This is a genomic window from Escherichia sp. E14V7, assembly GCF_004212225.1.
In the GTDB taxonomy this organism is placed as follows: domain Bacteria; phylum Pseudomonadota; class Gammaproteobacteria; order Enterobacterales; family Enterobacteriaceae; genus Escherichia.
In genome coordinates this window covers 230,504-251,899 of record NZ_RHJJ01000007.1, presented here as the reverse complement: position 1 = coordinate 251,899, position 21,396 = coordinate 230,504, and the positions used below count along the sequence as shown (strand labels likewise).

The 21,396-nt window shown below is 52.3% G+C and carries 24 protein-coding genes; 9 read left to right on the top strand and 15 right to left on the bottom strand.

What is annotated here, in order from left to right; translation table 11 throughout:
- Window positions 1-149 precede the first annotated feature (149 nt).
- A complete protein-coding gene (gmhB, locus tag D9741_RS09870) occupies window positions 150-722 on the bottom strand; it encodes a D-glycero-beta-D-manno-heptose 1,7-bisphosphate 7-phosphatase (protein WP_097751265.1) in 573 nt (190 codons plus the stop codon).
- Window positions 723-909: 187 nt separating this feature from the next.
- Between gmhB and metN the strand changes: the two genes are divergently transcribed.
- The 7 genes from metN to D9741_RS09835 all read left to right on the top strand — a co-directional run bounded on the left by metN (window position 910) and on the right by D9741_RS09835 (window position 7,374).
- Entirely contained in the window at window positions 910-1,941 is a 1,032-nt protein-coding gene (gene metN / locus D9741_RS09865; protein ID WP_000593990.1) for a methionine ABC transporter ATP-binding protein MetN, read from the top strand.
- Window positions 1,934-2,587: a methionine ABC transporter permease MetI gene (locus D9741_RS09860; RefSeq protein ID WP_001294600.1), complete on the top strand. Its 654-nt coding sequence runs from the start codon at window positions 1,934-1,936 to the stop codon at window positions 2,585-2,587. Before metN ends, D9741_RS09860 begins: the two co-directional genes overlap by 8 nt.
- A 39-nt stretch (window positions 2,588-2,626) precedes the next feature.
- A complete protein-coding gene (metQ, locus tag D9741_RS09855; protein WP_000874226.1) occupies window positions 2,627-3,442 on the top strand; it encodes a methionine ABC transporter substrate-binding lipoprotein MetQ in 816 nt (271 codons plus the stop codon).
- Between the two features lie 117 nt (window positions 3,443-3,559).
- On the top strand, window positions 3,560-3,964 hold the full coding sequence (gene rcsF / locus D9741_RS09850) for an Rcs stress response system protein RcsF (protein ID WP_001202329.1): 405 nt from the start codon (window positions 3,560-3,562) through the stop codon (window positions 3,962-3,964).
- Window positions 3,961-4,668, top strand: a complete 708-nt coding sequence (gene tsaA, locus D9741_RS09845; RefSeq protein ID WP_130205048.1) for a tRNA (N6-threonylcarbamoyladenosine(37)-N6)-methyltransferase TrmO — start codon at window positions 3,961-3,963, stop codon at window positions 4,666-4,668. The genes rcsF and tsaA overlap by 4 nt, the downstream gene beginning before the upstream one ends.
- Window positions 4,669-4,778: 110 nt before the next feature.
- The gene (gene proS, locus D9741_RS09840) at window positions 4,779-6,497 is read left to right on the top strand and encodes a proline--tRNA ligase (protein ID WP_130217306.1); all 1,719 of its coding nucleotides are present in this window, start codon (window positions 4,779-4,781) and stop codon (window positions 6,495-6,497) included.
- A 52-nt stretch (window positions 6,498-6,549) separates the two neighbouring features.
- Entirely contained in the window at window positions 6,550-7,374 is an 825-nt protein-coding gene (locus D9741_RS09835; protein ID WP_130217308.1) for a YaeF family permuted papain-like enzyme, read from the top strand.
- A 155-nt stretch (window positions 7,375-7,529) separates the two neighbouring features.
- Here the strand turns inward: D9741_RS09835 and nlpE are convergent, their stop codons facing one another.
- The 3 genes from nlpE to D9741_RS09820 are packed head-to-tail and all read right to left on the bottom strand — an operon-like array spanning window position 7,530 to window position 9,218.
- The gene (gene nlpE, locus D9741_RS09830) at window positions 7,530-8,240 is read right to left on the bottom strand and encodes an envelope stress response activation lipoprotein NlpE (RefSeq protein WP_130217310.1); all 711 of its coding nucleotides are present in this window, start codon (window positions 8,238-8,240) and stop codon (window positions 7,530-7,532) included.
- A 13-nt stretch (window positions 8,241-8,253) separates the two neighbouring features.
- Window positions 8,254-8,676, bottom strand: a complete 423-nt coding sequence (gene arfB / locus D9741_RS09825; protein ID WP_130217312.1) for an alternative ribosome rescue aminoacyl-tRNA hydrolase ArfB — start codon at window positions 8,674-8,676, stop codon at window positions 8,254-8,256.
- Window positions 8,673-9,218: a YaeQ family protein gene (locus D9741_RS09820; protein WP_001185282.1), complete on the bottom strand. Its 546-nt coding sequence runs from the start codon at window positions 9,216-9,218 to the stop codon at window positions 8,673-8,675. Before D9741_RS09820 ends, arfB begins: the two co-directional genes overlap by 4 nt.
- A gap of 165 nt (window positions 9,219-9,383) precedes the next feature.
- Between D9741_RS09820 and D9741_RS09815 the strand changes: the two genes are divergently transcribed.
- Together D9741_RS09815 and rof are read left to right on the top strand one after the other, a co-directional pair.
- Window positions 9,384-9,584: a YaeP family protein gene (locus D9741_RS09815; protein ID WP_000417058.1), complete on the top strand. Its 201-nt coding sequence runs from the start codon at window positions 9,384-9,386 to the stop codon at window positions 9,582-9,584.
- Entirely contained in the window at window positions 9,571-9,831 is a 261-nt protein-coding gene (gene rof / locus D9741_RS09810) for a Rho-binding antiterminator (protein ID WP_000062312.1), read from the top strand. The genes D9741_RS09815 and rof overlap by 14 nt, the downstream gene beginning before the upstream one ends.
- Before the next feature lie 48 nt (window positions 9,832-9,879).
- Here the strand turns inward: rof and tilS are convergent, their stop codons facing one another.
- The 11 genes from tilS to skp all read right to left on the bottom strand — a co-directional run bounded on the left by tilS (window position 9,880) and on the right by skp (window position 21,372).
- Window positions 9,880-11,178 (bottom strand): tRNA lysidine(34) synthetase TilS, encoded by a 1,299-nt coding sequence (gene tilS, locus D9741_RS09805; RefSeq protein WP_130217314.1) that lies wholly within the window; start codon window positions 11,176-11,178, stop codon window positions 9,880-9,882.
- Between the two features lie 64 nt (window positions 11,179-11,242).
- Entirely contained in the window at window positions 11,243-11,632 is a 390-nt protein-coding gene (locus tag D9741_RS09800; protein WP_130217316.1) for a VOC family protein, read from the bottom strand.
- Window positions 11,633-11,796: 164 nt separating this feature from the next.
- On the bottom strand, window positions 11,797-12,051 hold the full coding sequence (locus D9741_RS09795; RefSeq protein WP_130205036.1) for a DUF4282 domain-containing protein: 255 nt from the start codon (window positions 12,049-12,051) through the stop codon (window positions 11,797-11,799).
- 222 nt (window positions 12,052-12,273) lie between these two features.
- Window positions 12,274-13,233 carry an acetyl-CoA carboxylase carboxyl transferase subunit alpha gene (gene accA / locus D9741_RS09790; protein ID WP_000055746.1) on the bottom strand — a complete coding sequence of 320 codons (960 nt, stop codon included), beginning with the start codon at window positions 13,231-13,233 and terminating at the stop codon, window positions 12,274-12,276.
- 12 nt (window positions 13,234-13,245) lie between these two features.
- Window positions 13,246-16,728, bottom strand: coding sequence for a DNA polymerase III subunit alpha (gene dnaE, locus D9741_RS09785; protein WP_130217318.1), 3,483 nt, complete (start codon window positions 16,726-16,728; stop codon window positions 13,246-13,248).
- Between the two features lie 36 nt (window positions 16,729-16,764).
- Window positions 16,765-17,361 carry a ribonuclease HII gene (gene rnhB, locus D9741_RS09780; RefSeq protein ID WP_130217320.1) on the bottom strand — a complete coding sequence of 199 codons (597 nt, stop codon included), beginning with the start codon at window positions 17,359-17,361 and terminating at the stop codon, window positions 16,765-16,767.
- Window positions 17,358-18,506, bottom strand: coding sequence for a lipid-A-disaccharide synthase (gene lpxB / locus D9741_RS09775; RefSeq protein ID WP_130217322.1), 1,149 nt, complete (start codon window positions 18,504-18,506; stop codon window positions 17,358-17,360). Before lpxB ends, rnhB begins: the two co-directional genes overlap by 4 nt.
- A complete protein-coding gene (gene lpxA / locus D9741_RS09770; RefSeq protein WP_000565966.1) occupies window positions 18,506-19,294 on the bottom strand; it encodes an acyl-ACP--UDP-N-acetylglucosamine O-acyltransferase in 789 nt (262 codons plus the stop codon). Before lpxA ends, lpxB begins: the two co-directional genes overlap by 1 nt.
- 3 nt (window positions 19,295-19,297) lie before the next feature.
- Window positions 19,298-19,753, bottom strand: a complete 456-nt coding sequence (gene fabZ, locus D9741_RS09765) for a 3-hydroxyacyl-ACP dehydratase FabZ (RefSeq protein ID WP_000210739.1) — start codon at window positions 19,751-19,753, stop codon at window positions 19,298-19,300.
- 104 nt (window positions 19,754-19,857) lie between these two features.
- On the bottom strand, window positions 19,858-20,883 hold the full coding sequence (lpxD, locus tag D9741_RS09760) for a UDP-3-O-(3-hydroxymyristoyl)glucosamine N-acyltransferase (RefSeq protein WP_064524990.1): 1,026 nt from the start codon (window positions 20,881-20,883) through the stop codon (window positions 19,858-19,860).
- Between the two features lie 3 nt (window positions 20,884-20,886).
- Complete coding sequence (skp, locus tag D9741_RS09755; protein WP_000758958.1) at window positions 20,887-21,372, bottom strand: molecular chaperone Skp; 486 nt, start codon at window positions 21,370-21,372, stop codon at window positions 20,887-20,889.
- Window positions 21,373-21,396: the final 24 nt, after the last annotated feature.

Below are 21,396 nucleotides of genomic sequence, written 5' to 3'. Positions count from 1 at the left end.
GAATTTCAGGATTTTTCTCTTCAACCGAACCGGCTGTTTGTGTGAAGTGATCCACATCCGCCGTGTCGATGGAGGCGCATTATAGGGAGTCGGCTCAGGAAGACAAGCGGAAAAATGCATTTTTATTTCAACCGCTCATCTTTTAGTCATTACGCCGATTTTTGCTGCTTTTTTATCGCTTGCGGCAGGTCTGCCAGGCTATTTAACACCCAATCCGCCGCGTTTTCTGCTTCAGGCGTAATAGGTTTACCCGTACGCACCAGCACTTTTGTTCCCACATTCGCCGCTGCCGCTGCCTGCATATCTTCTAATTTATCGCCCACCATATAAGAAGCGGCCATATCAATATGCAAATAATCGCGTGCTGACAAAAGCATCCCCGGATGTGGTTTGCGGCAGTCGCAGACCTGGCGAAACTCTTCAACACTACCCTGCGGATGATGCGGGCAATAATAGATGCCATCCAGATCGACATCGCGGTCCGCCAGCGACCAGTCCATCCACTCGGTCAGCGTTTCAAACTGTGCTTCGGTAAATTTACCGCGAGCAATGCCAGACTGGTTGGTTACTACCACCAGCGCAAAGCCCATTTTTTTTAGCTCGCGCATGGCGTCAATAACACCGTCGATAAATTCAAAGTTGTCGATCTCATGGACATAGCCGTGATCGACATTAATGGTGCCATCACGGTCAAGAAAAATTGCGGGTACGCTCTTCGCCACCTTTTATAGCTCCTTAATAAGGCATGTGACGCTAGTATCGCATGTTTCGACCTGCAAGAAAGTGCTCTTCGCATAAACCTGATTGATTTAGACGTCTGGATGCCTTAACATCCATTTCATTGACGGCGTTGCCCGTTTCAGGCATTCGAAATGCCACGACTAACTTAATGACGATAATAAATAATCAATGATAAAACTTTCGAATATCACCAAAGTGTTCCACCAGGGCACCCGTACCATCCAGGCGTTGAACAACGTCAGCCTGCATGTGCCAGCTGGACAAATTTATGGCGTTATCGGTGCCTCAGGCGCGGGTAAGAGTACGCTTATACGTTGTGTAAACCTGCTGGAGCGCCCAACCGAGGGTAGCGTGCTGGTCGATGGCCAGGAACTGACCACGCTGTCAGAATCCGAGTTGACCAAAGCTCGCCGCCAGATTGGTATGATTTTCCAGCATTTTAACCTGCTCTCTTCGCGTACTGTTTTTGGCAACGTGGCTCTGCCGCTGGAGCTGGACAACACACCGAAAGACGAGATCAAACGTCGCGTGACGGAATTGCTGTCATTGGTTGGTCTTGGCGATAAGCATGATAGCTATCCGTCGAACCTTTCCGGTGGGCAGAAACAGCGCGTGGCAATTGCCCGTGCGTTAGCCAGCAATCCCAAAGTATTGCTGTGTGATGAAGCCACCAGCGCGCTGGACCCGGCAACGACACGTTCTATTCTCGAACTGCTGAAAGACATCAACCGCCGTCTGGGTTTGACGATTCTGTTGATCACTCACGAAATGGACGTTGTGAAGCGCATTTGTGATTGCGTGGCGGTCATCAGCAATGGCGAACTGATCGAGCAGGACAAGGTAAGTGAAGTGTTCTCGCATCCGAAAACGCCGCTGGCGCAGAAATTTATTCAGTCGACCCTGCATCTGGATATCCCGGAAGATTATCAGGAACGTCTGCAAGCGGAGCCGTTCACTGACTGCGTGCCGATGCTGCGTCTGGAGTTTACCGGTCAGTCGGTCGATGCCCCACTGCTTTCTGAAACCGCGCGTCGTTTCAACGTCAACAACAACATTATTAGCGCGCAGATGGATTACGCCGGTGGCGTTAAGTTCGGCATCATGCTGACTGAAATGCACGGCACACAACAAGATACGCAAGCCGCCATTGCCTGGCTGCAGGAACACCATGTAAAAGTAGAGGTACTGGGTTATGTCTGAGCCGATGATGTGGCTGCTGGTTCGTGGCGTATGGGAAACGCTGGCAATGACCTTCGTATCCGGTTTTTTTGGGTTTGTGATTGGTCTGCCGGTTGGTGTTCTGCTTTATGTCACGCGTCCGGGGCAAATTATTGCTAACGCGAAGCTGTATCGTACCGTTTCTGCGATTGTGAACATTTTCCGTTCCATCCCGTTCATTATATTGCTGGTATGGATGATTCCGTTTACCCGCGTTATTGTCGGTACATCGATTGGTTTGCAGGCAGCGATTGTTCCGTTAACCGTTGGCGCAGCGCCGTTTATTGCCCGTATGGTCGAGAACGCTCTGCTGGAGATCCCAACCGGGTTAATTGAAGCTTCCCGCGCAATGGGTGCCACGCCAATGCAGATCGTCCGTAAAGTGCTGTTACCGGAAGCGCTGCCGGGTCTGGTGAATGCGGCAACTATCACCCTGATTACCCTGGTCGGTTATTCCGCGATGGGTGGTGCAGTCGGTGCCGGTGGTTTAGGTCAGATTGGCTATCAGTATGGCTACATCGGCTACAACGCGACGGTGATGAATACGGTACTGGTATTGCTGGTTATTCTGGTTTATTTAATTCAGTTCGCAGGCGACCGCATCGTCCGGGCTGTCACTCGCAAGTAACGTTCAACACAACATAAATAACTGAAGAAGGAATAAGGTATGGCGTTCAAATTCAAAACCTTTGCGGCAGTGGGAGCCCTGATTGGATCACTGGCACTGGTAGGCTGCGGTCAGGATGAAAAAGATCCAAATCATATTAAAGTCGGCGTGATTGTTGGTGCCGAACAGCAGGTTGCAGAAGTCGCGCAGAAAGTTGCGAAAGACAAATATGGCCTGGACGTTGAGCTGGTAACCTTCAACGACTATGTTCTGCCAAACGAAGCATTGAGCAAAGGCGATATCGACGCCAACGCCTTCCAGCATAAACCGTACCTTGATCAGCAACTGAAAGATCGTGGCTACAAACTGGTCGCAGTAGGCAACACTTTTGTTTATCCAATTGCTGGCTACTCCAAGAAGATCAAATCACTGGATGAATTGCAGGATGGTTCGCAGGTTGCCGTGCCAAACGACCCAACTAACCTTGGTCGTTCACTGCTGCTGCTGCAAAAAGTGGGCTTGATCAAACTGAAAGATGGCGTTGGCCTGCTGCCGACCGTTCTTGATGTTGTTGAGAACCCAAAAAATCTGAAAATTGTTGAGCTGGAAGCACCGCAGCTGCCTCGCTCTCTGGACGACGCGCAAATCGCTCTGGCAGTTATTAACACCACTTATGCCAGCCAGATTGGCCTGACTCCAGCGAAAGACGGTATCTTTGTCGAAGATAAAGAGTCCCCGTACGTAAACCTGATCGTAACGCGTGAAGACAACAAAGACGCGGAAAACGTGAAGAAATTCGTCCAGGCTTATCAGTCTGACGAAGTTTACGAAGCGGCAAACAAAGTGTTTAACGGCGGTGCAGTTAAAGGCTGGTAATTTTTAGGCTGTTTCCACAATTTGTAATATCATTCAGGACGGGCGCTTGCCCGTCTTGTCATTTTTACAAGCGCCTGATTCAATATTGACGTTTTGATCATACATTGAGGAAATACTATGCGTGCTTTACCGATCTGTTTAGTAGCACTCATGCTAAGCGGCTGTTCCATGTTAAGCAGATCCCCTGTCGAACCCGTTCAAAGCACTGCACCCCAGCCGAAAGCGGAGCCTGCAAAACCGAAAGCGCCGCGCGCTACGCCGGTCCGAATTTATACCAATGCAGAAGAATTAGTCGGCAAACCGTTCCGCGATCTCGGTGAAGTCAGTGGCGACTCATGCCAGGCCTCTAATCAGGACTCTCCGCCGAGCATTCCAACCGCGCGTAAGCGGATGCAAATCAATGCCTCTAAAATGAAAGCCAATGCGGTATTACTGCATAGCTGCGAAGTCACCAGCGGTACGCCAGGCTGCTATCGTCAGGCTGTATGTATCGGTTCTGCGCTTAATATTACGGCGAAATGAGCAGTTTCCAGTTCGAGCAAATAGGCGTTATTCGCTCGCCCTATAAAGAAAAATTCGCCGTTCCGCGCCAGCCTGGTCTGGTAAAAAGCGCCAACGGTGAACTGCATCTCATTGCTCCCTACAACCAGGCCGACGCCGTTCGCGGCCTGGAAGCGTTCAGCCATTTATGGATCCTTTTCGTCTTTCATCAAACGATGGAAGGCGGCTGGCGTCCGACTGTGCGTCCGCCTCGTCTTGGCGGCAATGCCAGAATGGGGGTTTTCGCTACGCGCTCCACTTTCCGCCCTAACCCGATTGGTATGTCGCTGGTAGAGCTGAAAGAGGTTGTTTGCCATAAAGACAGCGTGATTCTGAAGCTCGGCAGTCTGGATCTCGTCGATGGTACGCCGGTGGTGGATATCAAACCGTATCTCCCCTTTGCCGAATCGCTTCCCGATGCCAGCGCCAGCTATGCGCAAAATGCGCCAGCGGCAGAAATGGCGGTGAGCTTTACCGCAGAGGTCGAAAAGCAGCTTTTGACACTGGAGAAGCGTTATCCGCAGTTAACGCTGTTTATCCGCGAAGTACTGGCGCAGGACCCGCGCCCGGCCTATCGTAAAGGTGAGGAAACGGGCAAAACCTATGCCGTCTGGCTGCATGATTTTAACGTTCGCTGGCGCGTCACCGACGCAGGTTTTGAAGTCTTTGCGCTGGAACCGCGTTAAATTCACGCCCTTCTCTTTTGACATTTCTTTTGCACTGGTAAACTAAATCACTTTTTTTGTCCCAGGCTCGCCTTGAGCCTGTTCTACCTTCCAACTGGAACCGTAACAACATGCGTACTAGCCAATACCTGCTCTCCACTCTCAAGGAGACACCTGCCGACGCCGAGGTGATCAGCCATCAGCTGATGCTGCGCGCCGGGATGATCCGCAAGCTGGCCTCCGGGTTATATACCTGGCTGCCGACCGGCGTGCGCGTTCTGAAAAAAGTCGAAAACATCGTGCGTGAAGAGATGAACAACGCCGGTGCGATCGAGGTGTCGATGCCGGTGGTTCAGCCAGCCGATTTGTGGCAAGAGAGTGGTCGTTGGGAACAGTACGGTCCGGAACTGCTGCGTTTTGTTGACCGTGGCGAGCGTCCGTTCGTACTCGGCCCAACTCATGAAGAAGTTATCACTGACCTGATTCGTAACGAGCTTAGCTCTTACAAACAGCTGCCGCTGAACTTCTATCAGATCCAGACCAAGTTCCGCGACGAAGTGCGTCCGCGTTTCGGCGTCATGCGTTCCCGCGAATTCCTGATGAAAGATGCTTACTCTTTCCATACTTCTCAGGAATCCCTGCAGGAAACCTACGATGCAATGTATGCGGCCTACAGCAAAATCTTCAGCCGCATGGGGCTGGATTTCCGCGCCGTACAGGCCGACACCGGTTCTATCGGCGGCAGCGCCTCTCACGAATTCCAGGTGCTGGCGCAGAGCGGTGAAGACGATGTGGTCTTCTCCGACACCTCTGACTATGCAGCGAACATTGAGCTGGCAGAAGCTATCGCGCCGAAAGAACCGCGCACTGCTGCTACCCAGGAAATGACGCTGGTTGATACGCCGAACGCGAAAACCATCGCGGAACTGGTTGAACAGTTCAATCTGCCGATTGAGAAAACGGTTAAGACTCTGCTGGTTAAAGCGGTTGAAGGCAGTAGCTTCCCGCTGGTTGCGCTGCTGGTGCGCGGTGACCACGAGCTGAACGAAGTTAAAGCAGAAAAACTGCCGCAGGTTGCAAGCCCGCTGACTTTCGCGACCGAAGAAGAAATTCGTGCCGTGGTTAAAGCCGGTCCGGGTTCACTGGGTCCGGTAAACATGCCGATTCCGGTGGTGATTGACCGTACCGTTGCGGCGATGAGTGATTTCGCTGCTGGTGCTAACATCGATGGTAAACACTACTTCGGTATCAACTGGGATCGCGATGTCGCTACCCCAGAAATTGCGGATATCCGTAACGTGGTGGCTGGCGATCCAAGCCCGGATGGTCAGGGTACGCTGCTGATCAAACGTGGTATCGAAGTTGGTCACATCTTCCAGCTGGGTACCAAGTACTCCGAAGCACTGAAAGCCTCCGTACAGGGTGAAGATGGTCGTAACCAAATCCTGACGATGGGTTGCTACGGTATCGGGGTAACGCGTGTGGTAGCTGCGGCGATTGAGCAGAACTACGACGAACGCGGCATCGTATGGCCTGACGCTATCGCGCCGTTCCAGGTGGCGATTCTGCCGATGAACATGCACAAATCCTTCCGCGTACAGGAACTGGCCGAGAAACTGTACAGCGAACTGCGTGCACAAGGTATCGAAGTGCTGCTGGATGACCGCAAAGAGCGTCCGGGCGTGATGTTTGCTGATATGGAACTGATCGGTATTCCGCACACTATTGTGCTGGGCGACCGTAACCTCGACAACGACGATATCGAATATAAATATCGTCGTAACGGCGAGAAGCAGTTAATTAAAACTGGTGACATCGTCGATTATCTGGTGAAACAGATTAAAGGCTGATGTCAGAAAGGGTCCTGAATTTCAGGACCCTTTTTTACATGGATTGTATAAAATGGATAAACCAAAGGCGTACTGCCGCCTGCTTGTCCCCTGCTTTCTTTTACTTTCGGCCTGTACCGTTGATATCAGCCAGCCAGACTCATCAGCCACAGCGGTAGATGCCGAGGCAAAAACATGGGCAATCAAATTCCAACATCAAAGCTCTTTCACCGAACAAGCAATAAAAGAAATAACGGAACCTGATCTCAAATCCGGCGATTTGCTGTTCTCCTCAAGCCTTGGGGTTACCTCATTTGGTATCCGCGTCTTCAGCACTTCCTCTGTGAGTCACGTTGCAATCTATCTGGGTGATAATAACGTTGCAGAAGCGACAGGCGCTGGCGTCCAGATTGTTTCCCTGAAAAAAGCCATGAAGCACAGTGATAAGCTTTTCGTTTTACGAGTCCCGGACCTTACCCCGCAACAAGCCACAGAAATCACCGCGTTCGCCAACAAAATCAAAGATAGCGGGTATAACTATCGCGGCATTGTCGAGTTCATTCCATTTATGGTGACCCGCCAGATGTGCTCACTGAATCCTTTTTCCGCAGATTTTCGCCAACAGTGCGTCAGCGGCCTGGCGAAAGCGCAGTTAAGCAGTGTGGGCGAAGGAGACAAAAAGTCGTGGTTTTGTTCGGAATTTGTCACTGATGCATTTGCCAAATCCGGGCATCCGCTTACGCTGGCGCAATCGGGCTGGATTAGCCCTGCCGATCTGATGCATATGCGTAGTGGTGATGTCTCTGCATTTAAACCAGAAACGCAGTTACAGTATGTTGGGCACCTGAAGCCAGGGATTTATATTAAAGCAAGTCGCTTTGTTGGACTGACTCAGTGATAAAAGCCAGCCTCGTGCGCAAAATGCCGGATGCGGCGTGAACGCCTTATCCGGCCTGCAAAATCGTGCTAATTCAAAATATTGCACTGTATGCTTTAGGCCTGATAAGCGCAGCGCATGAGGCAATATTTCGTTTGTTTCTATCTCAAGACGGGTTACAGCCCCAAACTACTGCAATCCTTGTTCGGGTAAAATTTACCCGCCGTATCGGGCGCTAATACTTTGGTCGGCGCACCGGTATCCGGATTAGCCTCCAGCGTAAAGTGACCTTCAACTGACAGTAACACCGGTTTTTCACTGTTACCCCGCGCAGCCAGGTAGCCACGCTCCAGCTCTGCGTTATTCGCCACCATAAAACGTTTTCCGGTCGCGCAATCAGTAAAGGTCGCCGCATCAGCCATATAGAAATACATGCCACGCAGGGTCATCGGCGTCATTGGCATGCTCGATTTTGCCGGTTCCAGCGTGTAGTTGAACTGCGATTCAATGGGATTACCTTCACGATCGAGCATCTCCAGTGCATCCCCTTTCGCTCGATAATATGACTTTTCACCTTTGCTGTCGGTTAATACCAGCTTGTCGGCAGTTCGCGCCCATGTACCGTAGGAGGCAAAGGATGAAGGCTCTTCACGAGCGCCAAGATAGCGTTCGTTCATCACCCAGCTTCCATCTTTTTCGAGGAACAGAGAGGTTTCGATCCCTTCGCAATCGGCACACGGCAGCACGCCGCGCCAACTTTGCGGCATCGGTTTCAGTTCGGCAGCCTGCGCCGGAGAAAGCGTATCGACTTCGGCCCGATTGTTACATCCCATAAGAGTAAAGAGGCTGATTACAGCCAACGCTGTCACTATCGCTTTTCTCACCATCCATTCCTTCTTTTTACTCCCGACCGCTGCGCACTTTGCCGCGCATCGCCTTCACGGTTGATTTTTGTGCCTTCGATGCCAGCCTGCGCTCTTTTGATGCGCGGGTGGGCCGCGTGGGTCGTCGGGCTTTTTGTTCTGTTGTTAATTCTTTAATCACTGCCACCAACCGGGCCAGCGCCGCTTCGCGGTTGAGCTCCTGACTACGGTATTCCTGCGCCTTAATGACAATCACGCCATCGCTGCTGATTAAATGATGGCTGGCGGCGAGCAGGCGTTCTTTGTAATACTCTGGCAGGCTGGACGCCCGAATGTCAAAACGCAGATGAATAGCCGTTGAGGTCTTATTGACATGTTGCCCGCCCGCGCCCTGCGCACGAATGGCGGTGATCTCAAGCTCACCATCGGGGATAGCAACATGTCGGGAAATCACAATCATGAAGGTTGTTGCCAGGCGGTTAAGTTCACTTCCAGATTATTCTTATCATCCGATAACCAGATAACACCATCCTGAATCGTTGCCTGCAGCGTCATGGTACGATCGGCAAAGGCGCTTACTTTCGCCAGTTGTTCATCGTCCAGATACCAGACGGAAAGATTGGCAAACTGCGCACATTTGCTCTGATTTTGCTGCCACCAGATTTGCGCCGCCCGACTATTATAGGCAAACAGCGCCACTTCTGCGGCCTGGGTGCAGGCTTTCTTAATCCGTCGCTCATCCGGCAGCCCCAGTTCAATCCACAAATCAATGCCCAGGTGATCGTTACGCAGCCACGCTTCCGGCTCATCATCGGCACACAAACCTCGGGTAAATTGCAGACGTTCATCAGCATATTTCAGCCACGCCAGCAGGCGCAGCATCATGCGCTCCTGGGTTTCTGAAGGATGGCGCGCCAGCGTCAGAGAGGCATCGAGAAACTGGTTGCGGTCGAGATCGGCCACATTAACCGTCGCTTTATAAATTGTCGCTTTAAGCGCCATAAGAAAACTCCTTTCGAATCAGGAGGCCATTGTAACGGAATACGTGCAGTTACGGCGCTGATATTGCAGAAATGAGTGTGGTATAGTCACCTTGCGAAACAGAGTTTATCTTCGTAGGCTTAGACTTGCATCCACGGTTAAGTCAGAGTGCTGACAGGAGGGCATGTGGAAAAATATTGTGAGTTAATACGCAAGCGGTACGCGGAAATCGCCAGCGGAGACTTAGGATACGTTCCGGACGCGCTGGGCTGCGTTTTGAAAGTGCTGAATGAAATGGCTGCCGACGACGCCCTTTCTGAGGCTGTCAGGGAAAAAGCAGCATACGCTGCGGCAAACTTACTGGTGAGCGATTATGTCAATGAATGATACGTATCAACCAATCAATTGTGATGATTACGATAATCTTGAGCTCGCCTGCCAGCATCATTTAATGCTGACACTTGAGCTGAAAGATGGCGAAAAATTGCAGGCGAAGGCCAGCGATTTGGTCTCCCGCAAAAATGTGGAGTATCTGGTCGTCGAGGCCGCTGGCGAAACCCGCGAGCTACGTCTGGATAAAATTACCAGCTTTAGCCACCCGGAAATCGGTACGGTGGTAGTGAGCGAGTCCTGATTGACTTTCGCCGGATGCGACGTTTGAAGCGTCTTATCCGGCTTTCACTTAACTAAGCGTTTTTTGCCAGACAAAACTTACGCCCTTCTCACCTTCAGCCACACCTTCTTGCGTCACAAATACCCCTGCCGCCGCAATCAGCGTTTCGCCATAAAACAGCAGTGGCGTGGTGTCACGTAGCCACGGCGGCACGCCCAGCTCTTGCCAGATTTTCTTCAGCTTACGTCCGCCGTTGCGCCCGACAATATGCAGCAATCCTGGCGCTTTGAAACGCACGCTGACTGCTTCGTCTGCACGCGGAAGGCGAATATCGTCTCCCGCAGTAAGCTGTACACTTCCCAGCCCCGCCGGTAATTCCAGCGGCTGTTGCCACGCCTGCCACGGCACAATGGTTTCGCTTTGCCCGGCGACGGATTTAATCCACCACAGTTGCGACTGATAGCGGCGGATTTCAAACGCGCCCAAACGTAAACAGGGGGAAGCATCTTCCCGCGCCAGCGCCACTTCCTGCCAGATCCTTTCCAGCGCGTCGCGGGAAGGCATTGGTGCATTCAGCCCTGACAGCCAGCGGCGGATAATCGCCGCGCGACGGGCATCACTCATCGCCAGCATTGGCGCAATCTGCAGCGTCCTTTGCGGCGTTTGGCAGTGCGCTAAATCATCCGCCAGCAGTTCATCCAGCAGGCTCTCTTGTTCGGCGCAAAGTGCGGCACTACGGGCCGTCGCTTCGGCAAAATGTGGCCAACGCTGCTGCAATAACGGCACGACGCGCAAGCGCAGGAAGTTACGATCGTAGCTATCATCCTGATTACTTTCGTCTTCAATCCAGCGTAAACCATGCGCCAACGCCCACTGCGCCAGTTCCCCCCGCGTGCGAGCGAGGAACGGGCGGATAAGCCGCGTTCCGGCAAACTCCGAGACTTCCCCCATAGCCGAAAGCCCGGCAGGGCCGCTACCGCGTTTAAGCGCCAGCAGAAAGGTTTCACATTGATCGTCAAGATGTTGTGCTGTGACCAGTACTTCACCAGGCAACAGGGTGCGGGCAAATGCCTGATAACGCGCCTGCCGCGCCTGGGCCTCAATGCCTAACCCCTCTTGCGCAAGTTGTACGCGCTCGACCACCAGCGGCACCTGCCACTGCTGGCAGATATTTTCACAATGTTGCACCCAGGCATCAGCATTGGCACTTAAACCGTGATGCACATGGATAGCGCGCAAAGTGACGCCCGGATTTTCCGCCCGCCACTGCACCAGCTGATGCAGCAGAACGGTGGAGTCAAGCCCGCCGCTAAAGGCCGCCAGAATCTGGCGTGAGGTGAGAAGTTGTGTATTCAGTGTGAGTGTCATGATAGCGCGATTTTACAGTAGCGATGCCCGGCACGTTACCGGGCAAATGCAGTAATGACAAGCCTTACTGCTCATACAGTTCCAGCGGCAGTCCGTCAGGGTCGTTAAAGAACGTGAAGCGTTTTTGCGTGTATGGATCGATACGTATCGCTTCACATTTCACGTTATTGCTTTCCAGGTGCGCCACTGCCGTATCGATATCATCAACGCTAAAAGCCAGATGGCGCAGGCCGCAGGCTTCCGGTCGACTGGGTCGTTGCGGCGGAAACGGAAATGAGAAAAGCTCAATCACGTACTGCCCATTAAGTGCCAAATCCCCTTTCCACGAATCTCGCGCTTCACGATAGACTTCGCTTTGCAGCGTGAAGCCGAGAATGTCGCAGTAAAAAGCTTTGCTCACCGCATAATCCGTCGCAATAATCGCAATATGGTGAACCTGTTTTAAACCCAACATAGAATCTCCTGCATTGATATGATACGCACGTGCATCGCTATATATTGATAATACGCACAAATTACAGGAAAGATGAATCAGACATTTACACTGACTTTAAAACAACATCTCAAACGCCTGTAATAGCGGTTGAGATGTTGTTTGGTGAAACGCTTTGCGAGAGATTACTCTGCGCTATTCTTGCTAACACTCTCGGCAATGCGGCGCAAATATTCGTTATTCTTAAACGCTATCATAATTAATTCGAAAGTCATACGACAGCTTATTAGACCAATGACGGTATAAGCTAACCCTAAGATAATGTTTCCACTAAATATGGAGAAGACACCGCCTATCAGTGTCAGCACCATAGCCAGCCAGTAAAAAAACACCAGAACACGCGGCATAAGAAGATGATCAAATCCTAAAATTGCTTTCATATTTTATCCTTAAAAATTCTATGTGATTGATAAATTTATATTATTTTTGACCACTGTGTATATTGGTATATGCCTCCGAAATCGGAGTTATCAACATGAGTTCAAGAATTTTATGGCAGGAGAAAACGAAAGTAAGATTATCTAAATGTATTTATAATATGACTAAATAAACCACATAGAAAAAAAGGCCACCGAAGTGACCCTTTTCAGAATATTTGCTGATTACGCGTAGCCGTAGCTCATCAGGCGCTGATAACGACGATTTTTTAAATCTTCAGTGCTTAACACGTCGAGATCGGCTAGATCCGCCAGCAGCTGCGCTTTCAACGATGCCGCCATCGCTTCCGGGTTACGGTGAGCGCCGCCCAGCGGTTCCGGGATGATGGAGTCGATCAGTTTCAGTTCTTTCAAACGCGGAGCGATGATACCCATCGCTTCAGCCGCCAGCGGCGCTTTGTCGGCGCTCTTCCACAGAATGGACGCGCAACCTTCCGGCGAGATAACGGAATAGGTGCTGTATTGCAGCATATTCACTTTATCGCCCACGCCAATCGCCAGCGCGCCGCCAGAACCACCTTCACCGATAACAGTACAAATAGTCGGTACGCTAAGGCGAGACATTTCACGCAGGTTGCGCGCGATGGCTTCAGACTGACCACGCTCTTCTGCGCCCACGCCCGGATATGCCCCCGGGGTGTCGATAAAGGTGATGATTGGCATCTTAAAGCGTTCAGCCATTTGCATCAGACGCAGTGCTTTGCGGTAACCTTCTGGCGCTGGCATACCAAAGTTACGGCGAATTTTTTCTTTGGTTTCACGACCTTTTTGATGACCAATGATCATCACCGGACGACCATCGAGACGGGCGATACCACCGACGATAGCTTTATCGTCTGCATACGCGCGGTCGCCAGCCAGTTCGTCAAATTCATCAAATGCCAGGCGAACGTAATCCAGGGTATAAGGACGCTGTGGATGGCGTGCCAGTTGCGCAATCTGCCATGCACCGAGATCGGCGAAGATTTTACGTGTCAGTTCTACGCTTTTTTCACGCAGACGATGCACTTCTTCATCGATGTTAATATCCAGTTTCTCATCCTGGCGGCTAACCGCAGTCAGAGAATCGATTTTCGCTTCCAGCTCTGCAATCGGCTGTTCAAAATCAAGGAAATTCAGACTCATAGTATTCCTGTATTAGTCAAACTCCAGTTCCACCTGCTCCGAACCAATGAGGCCACGGAGATCGTTTAATAAACGATCGCTCGGAGAGACACGCCACGTCGCGCCAAAACGCAACCGCGCGCGTGCATCCGCCCTCTGATAGTAGAGATGTACTGGAATTGTCCCAGAGCGGTGGGGTTCCAGAGACTGACGGAGTCGGTTTAAAAGCTGGTCATCAATTTGCCTGTCCGTCAGCGAGATAGCAAGCCCGCGAGCATATTTTTCCCGGGCTTCGTCAATATCCATCACTTCGCGAGCGGTCATTTTAAGCCCACCGCTGAAGTCATCAAAGCTGACCTGTCCGCTGACGATAAGTATGCGGTCTTTTTCCAGCAATTGCTGGTATTTATCCAGGGCGTCTGTAAACAACATCACTTCCAGGCGCCCGGAACGGTCATCCAGCGTGCAGATACCGATACGATTGCCGCGCTTGGTGACCATAACCCGCGCGGCAACAACGAGCCCCGCAGCCGTGGTGACTTTACCACGTTCTGTCGGGTGCATGTCTTTCAGCCTTACGCCTCCGACATAACGCTCAATCTCTTTTAAATACTGATTGATGGGGTGGCCCGTCAGGTACAGCCCCAACGTTTCACGTTCCCCATCTAACACCACCTGCTCCGGCCAAGGCTGGCAGCTGGCGTAGGATTGTTCAATTTGTTCCGGCTCTTCGGCCAGCACGCCGAACATATCGGCCTGACCGATGGCTTCCGCTTTCGCGTGTTGATCTGCCGCTTTTAACGCATCGCCCAGCGAGTTCATCAGCGCCGCGCGGTGTGGACCCAAGCGGTCAAACGCCCCGGACATGATCAGTTTTTCCAGCACTCGCCGGTTTAACTTTTTGGTGTCGGTTCGGGCGCAGAGATCAAACAGTTCGCGGAAGTAGCCGCCTTTATTACGGGCTTCGATGATGGCCTCAATCGGACCTTCACCTACCCCTTTGATCGCGCCAATACCATACACGATTTCGCCGTCGTCGTTGACGTGGAAATGGTAAAGACCGGAGTTTATATCTGGTGGCAGGATTTTCAGCCCCATCCGCCAGCACTCATCCACCAGGCCCACCACCTTCTCGGTATTATCCATATCGGCAGTCATTACCGCCGCCATAAACTCTGCCGGATAGTGCGCTTTCAGCCATAACGTTTGATATGACACCAAAGCATAGGCCGCAGAGTGCGATTTGTTAAATCCGTAACCGGCGAATTTCTCCACCAGGTCGAAGATTTTCATCGCCAGTTCGGCGTTGATCCCGTTCTTTTCTGCACCTTCAGCAAATACAGAACGCTGCTTAGCCATCTCTTCCGGCTTTTTCTTACCCATCGCACGACGCAGCATATCCGCGCCACCGAGGGTATAACCAGAGAGCACCTGGGCAATCTGCATGACCTGTTCCTGATACAGGATAATGCCGTAGGTTGGCTCCAGTACCGGTTTCAGGCTTTCATGCTGCCACTGCACGTCCGGGTAGGAAATCTCCTCGCGACCATGTTTACGGTCGATAAAGTTATCCACCATCCCTGATTGCAACGGGCCGGGGCGGAACAGTGCCACCAGTGCGATCATATCTTCGAAGCAGTCAGGTTGCAGACGCTTGATCAGGTCTTTCATGCCGCGCGATTCAAGCTGGAATACCGCCGTGGTTTCCGAGCGTTGCAGCATGTCGAAGCTTTTCTTATCATCAAGCGGGATCGCGGCGATATCCAGCGGCGGCTCGCCATTCTTCGCCCGCCGCTTGTTGATCATCTCCAGCGCCCAGTTGATGATGGTGAGCGTACGCAAGCCGAGGAAGTCGAACTTCACCAGTCCGGCGTATTCAACGTCGCTTTTATCAAACTGGGTGACCGGATGTTTGCCCTCTTCATCGCAATAAAGTGGCGCAAAATCTGTAATTTTGGTCGGCGCGATAACCACCCCACCGGCGTGCTTACCGGCGTTACGGGTGACCCCTTCCAGTTTGCGCGCCATGTCGATCAGCGCCTTAACTTCTTCATCTGCTTCGTAGATTTCCGGCAGCTGCGGCTCGGCTTCAAACGCTTTCGCCAGCGTCATCCCCGGATCGGGCGGGATCAGTTTCGAGATACGGTCGACAAAGCCGTACGGATGCCCCAGCACGCGGCCTACGTCGCGGATCACCGCTTTCGCCGCCATCGTACCGAAGGTGATAATCTGCGATACCGCATCACGACCGTACATGTCTGCCACGTGCTCGATAACCTGATCGCGTTTCTCCATACAGAAGTCAACGTCGAAGTCAGGCATGGAGACACGTTCCGGGTTAAGGAAACGTTCGAACAGCAGGTCAAATTCCAGCGGATCGAGGTCGGTGATTTTCAGCGCGTAGGCCACCAGTGACCCTGCACCGGAGCCACGGCCTGGCCCTACCGGTACGCCGTTATCTTTCGACCACTGGATAAATTCCATAACGATGAGGAAGTAGCCCGGGAAGCCCATCTGGTTGATAACCTGAAGTTCAGTTTCCAGACGCTCGTCATATTCCGAGCGGCGCTTAACACGTTCTTCTTCGTCAGGGAATAAAAATGCCAGACGCTCTTCCAGGCCCTCTTTTGCACGCTTGACCAGATAATCTTCGGTGCTCATGTCTCCGGTCGGGAACTGCGGCAGGAAGTATTCACCAAGACGCACAGTCACGTTACAACGTTTGGCGATCTCAACGGTGTTGGCAAGGGCTTCGGGGATGTCGGCAAACAGCTCGCACATTTCCTCTTCGCTACGCATATATTGCTGCGGCGAATAGTTACGTGGCCGTTTGGGATCGTCGAGGGTAAAGCCGTCATGGATCGCGACGCGGATTTCGTGTGCATCAAAGTCGCTGCTATCGATAAAGCGCACGTCGTTGGTCGCCACGACGGGCAAACCGCGCGCTTCCGCCAGTTCCACCGCCGCGTGCAAATAGCTTTCTTCGTCCGGCCTTCCGGTGCGGATCAGCTCGAGAAAATAGCGATCCGGGAAGTGTTCTTCATAAAACGCGACACACTCATCTACCAGCGCGCTGTTACCACGCAAAAGACTGCGCCCGACGTCGCCCATGCGCCCGCCAGAGAGCAAAATCAGCCCTTCGTTTAATTCGATAAGCCAGTCGCGATCGATGATCGGTCCGGCGGCACCGTAACCGCGCTGATACGCTTTTGAGATCAGCAACGTCAGATTCTGATAGCCAGTATTGTTCGCCGCCAGCACCGTCAGGTGGGTTAACTCATCACCCAGCAGGTTGCACTGGACATTAAAATCTGCCCCGACGATGGGCTTAATCCCTGCGCCATGTCCCGCTCCGTAGAACTTCACCAGACCGCAAAGGTTGGTGAAATCGGTGATCGCCAGTGCTGGCATACCCAACGCCGCCGCCTTTTTTACCAGCGGCGCGGTTTTTGCCAGGCCATCGATCATCGAGTAGTCGCTGTGCACCCGCAGGTGTACGAAACGTGGTTCAGACATCTTCAGATTCCGGTTTACTTAATCTCGACACAAGAATCAGGACGCAAGTCCCAGTGCGCGTTTGACAGGCCCAAAGCTGCGACGATGATGTTCAGTCGCGCCATATTCAGCCAGTTTTTCCAGATGAAAAGCGGTTGGATACCCTTTGTGTTGGGCAAAACCATATTGCGGGAAAACAATATCCAGCGCCGCCATTTCGGCGTCGCGCGTCACTTTCGCCAGGATAGACGCAGCACTGATTTCCGGTACGCGGCTATCGCCTTTCACCACTGCCATCGACGGCATCGGTAATTTCGGGCAGCGGTTACCATCAACCAACACATATTCCGGCGCAATATGCAGCCCAGCGACGGCACGCTGCATCGCCAGCATGGTCGCGTGTAAAATATTCAGCTCGTCGATTTCATGAGGTTCCGCACGGCCCAGGCTCCAGCTTAACGCTTTCTCTTTGATCTCTTCACAGAGCGCAAGACGACGTTTTTCACTTAGCTTTTTGGAATCATTCAACCCGACAATCGGGCGCGTGGGATCGAGGATCACGGCAGCGGTAACGACCGCGCCAACCAACGGCCCGCGCCCAACTTCATCCACACCTGCAACCAGATTCGTGTGCGGATAGACAAATTCGATCATTGTGCTAACTCCAGAACGGCTTGTGCCGCCTGCTCATCGGCATTGCAGCGGATCTGCTGATGCAGTTCGCGGAAAGTGTCGTGCATCGTGTGGCTGGTTTTCCCGTTCGCCAACAGCGGTAACAGCGACTCAGCCAGTTTTTGCGGCTCACACTCTTCCTGCAATAATTCTTTAACTAACTCTCTGCCCGCCAGCAGGTTTGGCAGCGAGACATAATCGGTTTTCACCAGCCGCTTCGCCAGCCAGAAGGTGAAAGGCTTCATGCGATATCCCACCACCATCGGGCATTTCGCCAGCATGCACTCCAGTGCAGCCGTACCCGACGCCAATAGCGCCGCATCGCTGGCGACCATCGCCTCACGGCCCATTCCATCCAGCATATGAACCGAAAGGTCTGGCGCGACTTCAGCTTTGATGCGTTCAAACTGCTCACGGCGTTTGGCATTTACCAGCGGCACCACGATCTCCAGATCAGGGTAAGTCTGGCGCAAAAGCTGGGCAGTTTTCAGGAAATCGGCGCTAAGCATCTCCACTTCCGCGCCACGGCTTCCCGGCAACAATGCCAGACAGTGGGCATCGTGAGGGATCCCCAGCACATCACGCGCGGCGTTTTTATCTGGATCTAACGGCATGGCATCAGCCATGGTGTGACCGATAAAACGGCACGGCACGTTATATTTGTCATAAAACGCTTTTTCGAAAGGCAGAAATGCGAGCACCAGATCGGTGGCTCTGCCTATTTTGAAAACGCGTTTCTGTCGCCACGCCCAGACGGACGGACTGACATAATGAATGGTTTTGATACCCTGCTTTTTAAGGTTACCTTCAAGGGTAATATTGAAGTCAGGCGCATCAATACCGACAAAAACATCTGGCTTCAGTTCGCCAAAACGCTTTGTCAGATCGGCACGAATATGCAGTAAGCGACGCAGACGCCCGAGCACTTCAACAATGCCCATCACCGCCAGCTCTTCCATTTCGTACCAGGCTTCGCAGCCTTCGGCTTGCATTCGTGGCCCGGCAACGCCAACAAAGCGGGCATTGGGCACACGTTCTTTCAGAGCACGGATTAAACCGGCCCCCAGGATATCGCCGGAGGTTTCTCCGGCGACCAGGGCAATCGTTAATGGACGCTGCTCAGTCATTAACGAATCAGACCGCGCGTTGAGCGTGCAAAGAAATCGGTAAAGGCTTTTACTTCCGGATACGTTTCCGCAAGTTCGGCAATTTCCGGTTTCACTTCATCGAGCGTTTTACCGCTGCGATAAATCAGCTTATACGCATTGCGGATAGCGGTAATCGCCTCGCGGCTGAATCCGCGGCGCTTCAGCCCTTCGATATTGACACCGAACGGCGTTGCATGGTTACCCTGCGCAATGACATAAGGAGGGACGTCCTGCGCCACACCAGAGCAACCGCCTACCATCACGTGCGCACCAATGATGCAGAACTGATGGACTGCGGTCATGCCGCCGATGATCGCGAAGTCGTCTACCGATACGTGACCCGCCAGCGTTGCGTTGTTGGCGAGAATGCAGCGGTTACCTACCGTACAATCGTGCGCAATGTGCGCGTTGATCATCAGTAAGTTGTCACTGCCCACCTTCGTCAATCCACCGCCCTGGACTGTGCCACGATGAATGGTGACGCTTTCGCGAATGCGGTTACGATCGCCGATTTCCACGCGGGTCGGTTCGCCAGCATATTTCAGATCCTGGTTAACTTCACCGATGGAGGCGAACTGATAAATCTCATTGTCGCGGCCAATTTTAGTATGACCATTCACGACAACGTGAGATTTCAGTACGGTACCCTCACCAATTTCGACATGGGGTCCAACGATACAAAAAGGACCAATGTGGGCGTTAGCGCCAATCGACGCGCCCTCTTCCACAATGGCGGTTGGATGCACAAAGGCGGATTTATCAATCACGTATCAGGCCTCCCGGCTACGAGCACACATCATCGTTGCTTCGCAAACTACTTTACCGTCGACCAGAGCAACCCCTTTAAAACGGGTCAGGCCGCGGCGCGTTTTTTCGAAAGTGACTTCCATGATCATTTGATCGCCTGGCACGACCGGGCGCTTGAAGCGCGCTTCGTCAATACCGGCGAAGTAGTACAGCTCACCCGGTTCCAGTTTTCCTACGCTTTTAAACGCCAGAATACCTGTTGCCTGTGCCATAGCTTCCAGAATCAGCACACCCGGGAAAATCGGTTTTCCAGGGAAATGGCCCTGGAAGAATGGCTCATTGACAGAGACATTTTTTACTGCGCGCAGAAAACGACCTTCTTCAAAATCCAGCACGCGATCCACCAGTAAGAACGGGAAACGGTGCGGCAGAAGTTCTAAAATCTCTTCAATCTGCAGAGTATGAGTGTTAGTAGTCAAGATACTCTTCCTGTCAAAATATAAGAAACGACAATAATAACACGGCCTGCCGCAATCGTAAGAATGAGACAGGCCGTAAAGTTTGGCGAACAAAAGATGGAACGTTAGTCTTGTTGATTAACCTTGCGCTCAAGCGACTTCAGACGCTTGCTCATGTCATCAATGTTCATCACCAGTGCAGCGGTTTTGCGCCAGACTTTGTTGGGTTGCAGCGGAATGCCTGAGGAATAGACGCCTGGTTCAGTGATGGGACGCATCACCATACCCATGCCCGTAACCGTCACTTTATCGCATATTTCCATATGCCCGTTGATTACGCTGGCACCGCCGATCATGCAGTAACGACCAATTTTCAGGCTGCCCGCCATAATGACGCCACCGGCAACCGCCGTATTGTCGCCAATCACGACGTTATGTGCAATCTGGCACTGGTTATCAATGATCACGCCATTGCCAATAACGGTGTCGTCCAGCGCACCGCGATCGATGGTGGTACATGCGCCGATCTCCACGCGATCGCCAATAATTACGCGACCAATCTGCGGGATCTTCACCCAGTTACCACGATCGTTGGCATAGCCAAAGCCGTCTGCGCCTACCACAGTTCCGGATTGGATCAGGCAATTCTGACCAATCTGGATCTCATGGTAAATCGTCACGTTCGCCCAAAGACGCGAACCTGCACCGATTTTGCTGTTTTTACCAACGAAGCAACCGGCGCCGATAACCACGTTATCGCCCAGTTCAACGCCGGACTCAATCACCGCGTTAGCGCCAATTGATACGTTGTTACCCAGCTTCGCCGTCGCGTCGATCACTGCACTCGGTGCAATGTTTTGCGCGGGCTGTGGCGTGGTATCTAAAATTTGCGCCATGCGCGCGTAAGTCAGGTAGGGATTCTTCACTACCAGCGCGGCACTTTTCGCGAAAGGGAGATCGTCCTGGGTCATGACAACCGCAGACGCCTGGCACAAGCCTAAATGTTCACGGTATTTAGGATTAACCATGAACGTGATGTGACCTGTTTGTGCAGATTGCATGGACGCAACGCCGGTGATGACGATATCGCCATCACCGTGTAGTTCTGCATCCAACTGCTGCGCTAAATCAGCCAGTCGAATTGAAGGCATTACTTATTTAACCTGTTTCAGTACGTCAGCAGTGATGTCTTTTACATCGCTGCTGTTGTAAGCAACGGCGTTTGCGTCAACAACCAGATCGATGCTCTGGCTGCTGGCAACGGATTTCACAGCAGTCTGGATACGAGTAACCAGTTTACCGCGTTCTTCGTTGGAACGACGTGCGCGATCCTGCTCAAAAGCCTGCGCTTTCTGAGCAAAAGTCTGGCGCTGAGCCATCACGTCTTTTTCCAGCTTAGTGCGATCGCTGCCGGCTTTCATGGACTGCAGCTTTTTCATTTTAGCTTGCAGATCAGTTTCCATACGCTGCAGTTCGCTGGCACGGCCTTTGAACTCATTTTCCAGCGTGTTAGAAACACCGGTTTTCTGTGCTACCTGCTGAAACAGGCTGCCCATATTGACGATTGCAATTTTGTCAGCCGCCTGAGCAGAAGTTGCCAGTGCTAAACCGAGACCTGCCGCTAATAACCACTTTTTCACAATAAACTCCTTACCATCCCATTT

What these genes read in the sequence shown, in the direction of transcription:
- metN (WP_000593990.1), top strand. Translation starts at nt 910, where the DNA reads ATGATAAAACTTTCGAATATCACCAAAGTGTTCCACCAGGGCACCCGT.
- D9741_RS09860 (WP_001294600.1), top strand. Translation starts at nt 1,934, where the DNA reads ATGTCTGAGCCGATGATGTGGCTGCTGGTTCGTGGCGTATGGGAAACG.
- metQ (WP_000874226.1), top strand. Translation starts at nt 2,627, where the DNA reads ATGGCGTTCAAATTCAAAACCTTTGCGGCAGTGGGAGCCCTGATTGGA.
- rcsF (WP_001202329.1), top strand. Translation starts at nt 3,560, where the DNA reads ATGCGTGCTTTACCGATCTGTTTAGTAGCACTCATGCTAAGCGGCTGT.
- tsaA (WP_130205048.1), top strand. Translation starts at nt 3,961, where the DNA reads ATGAGCAGTTTCCAGTTCGAGCAAATAGGCGTTATTCGCTCGCCCTAT.
- proS (WP_130217306.1), top strand. Translation starts at nt 4,779, where the DNA reads ATGCGTACTAGCCAATACCTGCTCTCCACTCTCAAGGAGACACCTGCC.
- D9741_RS09835 (WP_130217308.1), top strand. Translation starts at nt 6,550, where the DNA reads ATGGATAAACCAAAGGCGTACTGCCGCCTGCTTGTCCCCTGCTTTCTT.
- nlpE (WP_130217310.1), bottom strand. Translation starts at nt 8,240, where the DNA reads ATGGTGAGAAAAGCGATAGTGACAGCGTTGGCTGTAATCAGCCTCTTT.
- arfB (WP_130217312.1), bottom strand. Translation starts at nt 8,676, where the DNA reads ATGATTGTGATTTCCCGACATGTTGCTATCCCCGATGGTGAGCTTGAG.
- D9741_RS09820 (WP_001185282.1), bottom strand. Translation starts at nt 9,218, where the DNA reads ATGGCGCTTAAAGCGACAATTTATAAAGCGACGGTTAATGTGGCCGAT.
- rof (WP_000062312.1), top strand. Translation starts at nt 9,571, where the DNA reads ATGTCAATGAATGATACGTATCAACCAATCAATTGTGATGATTACGAT.
- tilS (WP_130217314.1), bottom strand. Translation starts at nt 11,178, where the DNA reads ATGACACTCACACTGAATACACAACTTCTCACCTCACGCCAGATTCTG.
- D9741_RS09800 (WP_130217316.1), bottom strand. Translation starts at nt 11,632, where the DNA reads ATGTTGGGTTTAAAACAGGTTCACCATATTGCGATTATTGCGACGGAT.
- D9741_RS09795 (WP_130205036.1), bottom strand. Translation starts at nt 12,051, where the DNA reads ATGAAAGCAATTTTAGGATTTGATCATCTTCTTATGCCGCGTGTTCTG.
- accA (WP_000055746.1), bottom strand. Translation starts at nt 13,233, where the DNA reads ATGAGTCTGAATTTCCTTGATTTTGAACAGCCGATTGCAGAGCTGGAA.
- dnaE (WP_130217318.1), bottom strand. Translation starts at nt 16,728, where the DNA reads ATGTCTGAACCACGTTTCGTACACCTGCGGGTGCACAGCGACTACTCG.
- rnhB (WP_130217320.1), bottom strand. Translation starts at nt 17,361, where the DNA reads ATGATCGAATTTGTCTATCCGCACACGAATCTGGTTGCAGGTGTGGAT.
- lpxB (WP_130217322.1), bottom strand. Translation starts at nt 18,506, where the DNA reads ATGACTGAGCAGCGTCCATTAACGATTGCCCTGGTCGCCGGAGAAACC.
- lpxD (WP_064524990.1), bottom strand. Translation starts at nt 20,883, where the DNA reads ATGCCTTCAATTCGACTGGCTGATTTAGCGCAGCAGTTGGATGCAGAA.